A 5,578-nucleotide genomic window follows, 5' to 3' on the forward strand; every position below is an offset into this window, starting at 1 on the left:
TTCCGATCTCGCGGCCGCGGTCGATCGCCTCCTGCCCCACCCAGGCCCGCACGCGGCGGCTGCGCCCGGCCGCCCAGCCGGCGCCGTAAAGCACCCAATCGCTGGCGACGATGCCGGCAAACACCGCCGCAAACGCCGTCGCCGCGCCCAGCTCGCCGGCGGCAGCCAGCGCCGCGGCGCTCACGATCGCCGCCTCCTCCAGCACGAAGGGCGTCAGCATCAGCAGCACGATTTGCATCGCCGGATTGCCGGCCACCTGCGCGAAGACGTCGTCCATCCCGGTCCTTCTCCCACCGCGGCCCGCGCCGGCTTCTCCGCGACCATCCACCGCCGTCCTTCGGGCGTCCTCGAAGGCGTTCGCGGCCGGCCCGCCGTGCTCGCGGACCCGCGACCATCGCGAAAACAGGGGCTTGCGGCCGCGCCGCTCATCCGATCCCGCCCGCTCCGCTGTAGCGCAATGTCCTGCCGGATTGAAGCCGTCGCCGCCCCGCGCCCCTTGGCGCGTCGGCACAGGCCTGCGGTACCGCGCCGGCCATGCCCTGGACAGCCTTCGGCCCACGGTCCGGCTGGCCTACTCGTCTTCACGGAACTTTCCCGCGCCTGCGCGATTGTTCAAGCACGGCCAGCGACCCCACTGCATCGGTGCAACCGCGCCGACGCAGCGAGCGAGCCGCTTCACGAATTCAGGCGCCGAACCGCCTGGACCACACCGGATCACATTCGAACGTCTGAAAGGATAACATCATGGGACGCGGCATTCTGCTCTGGCTTCTCGGCATTCCGATTCCGATCATCATCCTCCTGTTCCTGTTCTTCTAGGATTTTCCACGGCGGCCCATGGTCTCCCGGGATTTTCAGGGCTGTCCGATCTTCTGGAATGGTCAAGCGCCTCGTTCGGGACGTCGTGCCGGGCGAGGCGCTGATCCTGATGGCCATTCCCGAGACCATCCTGCCGGTGCCGCACCGCCGCGTCACCCCGGCTTGCCCAACGTGACGCTCCGGCGGTCAGGCTGCACCGGTGCCGTTCGCGCGCCACGCGCCCCCTTCCCGACGCTCATTTTCTTGACCTGCCCCCCCGAGCGCATCCGTCCCGGTTGCGCGGTGTCGCGCGGTGCGCGCCTGTCCCCGGCGGCGCGGGATGAACGACGCTGCACCAACTGTCCGCACTCTTCCCTTGCCCATCCCTCCCGTCCGGTGCATGAATGAAATGCGCCCGAAATTCGCCGGCATCCGGGATCAGAACCTTTTTCCAGGGACGTTCAACCGCCACAGGCCATGGAAAACCCGTTCGAACCGAAAGACACGCGCACGCCGCGGGCCGCGAAGCTTCTCGAGATCGATGCCTGGCTCGATTCCACCCTCTATGATGCCGGGTTCTTCTTGCGCGACCGCTGGGAGCGGCTCACGATCTTCTTTCGCCGCTTTCGCGTCACCGGCTGGCGACGCGCGGTGGTGGAGACCGCCTCCGAGGGCCTGACCATCGGCGCCGCCGGATCGGTCGTGCTTCTGGCGCTGGCCATGCCCGCCTTCGAGGAGACGGCGGGCGACTGGCGCGCCCAGGCCGATTTCGCCGTCACCTTCCTCGACCGCAACGGCGCCGAGATCGGCCAACGCGGGCTGATCCAGCGCGATTCCGTGCCGGTGGACGAGATGCCCGACGTCGTGGTCAAGGCGGTGCTCGCCACCGAGGACCGGCGCTTCTTTTCGCACTGGGGCATCGATTTCGTCGGCCTGGCGCGCGCCATGACCGAGAACGTGCGCGCCAATTCGGTGGTGCAGGGCGGCTCCACCCTCACCCAGCAGCTGGCCAAGAACCTGTTCCTCACCAACGAGCGCACCATCGAGCGCAAGATCAAGGAAGCGTTCCTGGCCGTGTGGCTGGAAATGAACCTGACCAAGACCGAGATCCTGCAGCTCTATCTCGACCGCGCCTACATGGGCGGCGGCACGTTCGGCATCGCGGCGGCCACCGACTTCTATTTCGGCAAGGGCATCAAGGACGTGACCCTGGCCGAGGCGGCGATGCTGGCAGGCCTGTTCAAGGCGCCGGCGCGCTATGCGCCGCATATCGACCTGCCGGCGGCGCGCGCCCGCGCCAACCAGGTGCTCACCAACATGGTCGAGGGCGGCTTCCTCACCGAGGGCCAGGTCCTGGCGGCGCGACGCCAGCCGGCCGACGTGGTCGACCGCGACGGCGCCAAGAACCCCGATTATTTCCTCGACTGGGCCTTCGAGGAGGTCAAGCGGCTGGCTCCGCGCCGGCGCGGCCACGCGCTGGTGGCGCGCACCACGCTCGACATGGGCATCCAGGCGGCGGCCGAAGAGTCGCTCGAGTTCCACCTGCGCCAGCACGGCAAGGATTACGGCGTCAGGCAGGGCGCGATCGTGGTGCTCGACAATGACGGCTCGGTGCGGGCGATCGTGGGCGGGCGCGACTACGGGCTGTCGCAGTTCAACCGCGCCACCCGGGCGCAGCGCCAGACCGGCTCCTCGTTCAAGGCCTATGTCTATGCCACCGCGATGGAAAAGGGGTTCACGCCCGAAAGCGTCATCTCCGATGGCCCGATCTCGTGGGGCAACTGGTCGCCGAAGAACTACACGCGCGGCTATTCCGGGCGCATGACCCTGTCCACGGCGCTGATCAAGTCGATCAACACGGTGCCGGTGCGGCTGGCCAAGGACCATTTGACCATCGCGCCGATCAAGAAGCTGACGGAGGAAATGGGCGTGGAAAGCCCGGTCTTCTCCGACAAGACGATGGTGCTCGGCACCTCGGGCATGACCGTCATGGACCAGGCCACGGGCTACAGCGTCTTTGCCAATGGCGGTTATGCCGGCACGCGGCACGGCATCCTGCAGCTCGCCACCCATGCGGGCGAAGTCGTGTGGGACTGGCGCCGCGACGCGCCGGCGCCCAAGCGCGTTCTGTCGGAGCAGGCGGTGGCGTCGATGAACGCCATCATGGTGCAGATCCCCGAGGTCGGCACCGCCCGCCGCGCCGCGCTGCAAGGCATCCGCAGCGCCGGCAAGACCGGCACCACCCAGGCCTACAAGGACGCCTGGTATGTCGGCTACACCGGCAACTACACCGCCGCCGTCTGGTTCGGAAACGACGAGTTCACGCCCACGCGCAACATGACCGGCGGCTCGCTGCCGGCGATGACCTGGCAGCGCCTGATGACGGTCGCGCACCAGAATGTCGAGCTGAAGCCTATACCCTACATCGACAAGCCGTTCCTCGACGAGAACGGCAAGACGACCGGCGCGCCTGCCATCGCCCAGGGTCCGAGCCCCGACGACGCCCCCGGCGCCGCGGAAGCCTCGCCCTACCTGTCGGCGCGCACCACGTCCCTGTTGCGCGCCATGTCGGATCTCTTCCGCGGGTCGCCCCGGCTGTCGGCCTCGGGCGCGAGCGAAACCCTTTCGTCGCTCTGAGCGCATGCGATCGGTCCGGACCCAGGCCTCCAGGCGGATGGAACCATGATGCGCCTGGTGCTTTCGGTCGCCCTCGTCTTCGTCCTGTCGATCGGCGGCGGCGCCGCGACGGTCCGCTACGCGCTCGATCACCTCGCCGCGCTCGAAGGGCTGACCATCGGCCCCTGGATCGCCTTTCCCGACCGCGGCTCCCCGGACGCCGATCCCTATTCGAAGGCCCGTTTCTCGCGCAAGGCGGAGCTGCCGCTCGGGCCGTCGGAAGGCCTCGCCTTCGTCGCCGGGGTGGATTCGGCCGGGGCGGCGCTGCGCCGCGACTGCAGCTACCGGATCGAGGGCAAGGCGCCGGCCGCGCGCTTCTGGACCCTGCATCCATCGGCGGAAAGCGGCACGCCGCCCGAGCCGCAGGCGATGCGCTGGCCGGGCCTGCATTCGATGCAGATCCTGCGCCGGGAGGACGACAGTTTCGAAGTCACGGCCAGCCCGCGCCCGCATCCCGGCAACTGGCTGGTCACCGGCGGCGAAGGCCCGCTCAGCCTGGTGTTCACGCTCTACGACGCGCCGACCATCCGCAATCTCGATGCCGCCCGGGTCGACCTTCCGCTGATCTACAGGGCCGGCTGCGAATGACGCGTGCCTTCCACGTCTTCCTCCTGGGTCTGCTCGGCGCGGCGATCGTCCATCTCGCCATCCTGGTGCTGCTGCCGGTCCTGTCGGAGCGCGATGCCTGGGCGCGCCTGGCCGCCCGCGGCGACCTGCTGCGGCCGGTCCGCCTCGGCCCCACCGAGACGGATTCGCCGGTGCCGCTCGACGATCCGTTCCTGGGCGGGGCGGCGTGCCGTTTCGACCTGCACGATCATGGCGTCCTGCACGTCACCGCCGGTTCGGGGCCGCCGTTCTGGTCGGTGTCGATCCACGACCGGCGCGGCTACAACCTCGCTTCGTTCAACGACCGCACGGTCGTGGGCGGGCGGCTCGACGTTGCCGTGGCCACCTCGGCGCAGATGGCCGACCTGCGCCGCGACCTGCCCGACGCGCTCGCCCGCTCGATCTTCGTGGAGGTGGACGATCCGCAGGGCATCGTCATCCTGCGCGCGCTGCGGCCCGATCCGACATGGGAGCCGGTGGTGGAGACCTTCCTCGCCTCGTTCGCCTGCCGGGCCCGATTGCCCTGACGCCGCGCTCTTTCGTTGCGAAACGGCACAGGAACCTGTATAGACGGCGCGATTTCCCAATTTCCGGTGGCTTAGTCCCACCGCCCGCGCAGGGATGCGGGCGAACGAGAGGAGTATCTTCATCATGGCCAACCAGCTCTTGATGCCCAAGGCAACCGCCGTTTGGCTCGTCGACAACACCGCCATGTCCTTCGAGCAGATCGCCTTCTTCTGCCACCTGCATCCGCTCGAGGTGCGCGCCATCGCCGACGGCGAAGCCGCCCAGGGCATCAAGGGCCAGGATCCGGTGATGACCGGCCAGTTGTCGCGCGAGGAAATCGCCAAGGCCGAGGCCGATCCGAACTACCGGCCGCGCCTGTCGGAGCCGAAGGTCCGCATTCCCGAGCAGAAGCGCAAGGGCCCGCGCTACACGCCGCTGTCCAAGCGCCAGGACCGGCCCAATGCCATCCTGTGGCTGGTGCGCAACCATCCCGAGCTGAAGGATGCGCAGATTTCGCGCCTCGTCGGCACCACAAAGTCGACCATCGAGCAGATCCGCGAGCGCAAGCACTGGAACTCCGCCAACCTGGCGCCGATGGATCCGGTGACGCTCGGCCTCTGCTCGCAGATCGACCTCGACCTGGAAGTGCAGCGCGCCTCGCGCGGCATCGCTCCGCAGGCGCCGTCGGGCGACACGCTGCTGCCCGCCTCGATGACCGAAACCCTGGAGGTTCGCACCAACGAACCCGAAGAGGAGAAGGAGCTCGACGCCAGCGCCGTCTTCGCCAAGCTCACCTCGCTGAAGCGCACCCGCACGGACGAGGACGACGAGGACTGATTCGCGACCGCTCGGGCGCGGCGCTTCGCGCCGCTCTCTGACGACGAAGGACGGGCGTAAATCCCCCTTCGACGCCCGTCGATGTCCCGAAACCGCTGCCCACTTTCGGGCGACGGGCGTAAATCCCCCTTCGACGCCCGTCGATGTCCCGAAA

General features: G+C 68.6%; 5 protein-coding genes. 4 read left to right on the top strand and 1 reads right to left on the bottom strand.

The window, feature by feature from the left end:
- On the bottom strand, nucleotides 1-277 hold a 277-nt coding region (locus tag EJC49_RS25255), incomplete at its 3' end, for a hypothetical protein (RefSeq protein ID WP_210211874.1).
- 998 nt (nucleotides 278-1,275) lie between these two features.
- Here EJC49_RS25255 and EJC49_RS25260 point away from each other — a divergent pair.
- From EJC49_RS25260 to EJC49_RS25275, 4 genes are all read left to right on the top strand, one after another.
- Nucleotides 1,276-3,435 carry a transglycosylase domain-containing protein gene (locus EJC49_RS25260; protein WP_126702686.1) on the top strand — a complete coding sequence of 720 codons (2,160 nt, stop codon included), beginning with the start codon at nucleotides 1,276-1,278 and terminating at the stop codon, nucleotides 3,433-3,435.
- Between the two features lie 45 nt (nucleotides 3,436-3,480).
- Nucleotides 3,481-4,062, top strand: coding sequence for a DUF1214 domain-containing protein (locus tag EJC49_RS25265; protein WP_126702687.1), 582 nt, complete (start codon nucleotides 3,481-3,483; stop codon nucleotides 4,060-4,062).
- Entirely contained in the window at nucleotides 4,059-4,607 is a 549-nt protein-coding gene (locus EJC49_RS25270; protein WP_126702688.1) for a DUF1254 domain-containing protein, read from the top strand. The genes EJC49_RS25265 and EJC49_RS25270 overlap by 4 nt, the downstream gene beginning before the upstream one ends.
- Before the next feature lie 124 nt (nucleotides 4,608-4,731).
- Nucleotides 4,732-5,424, top strand: coding sequence for a DUF1013 domain-containing protein (locus EJC49_RS25275; protein ID WP_126702689.1), 693 nt, complete (start codon nucleotides 4,732-4,734; stop codon nucleotides 5,422-5,424).
- Nucleotides 5,425-5,578: the final 154 nt, after the last annotated feature.

Origin of the sequence: Aquibium carbonis, assembly GCF_003970795.1 — a bacterium.
Lineage (GTDB): Bacteria > Pseudomonadota > Alphaproteobacteria > Rhizobiales > Rhizobiaceae > Aquibium > Aquibium carbonis.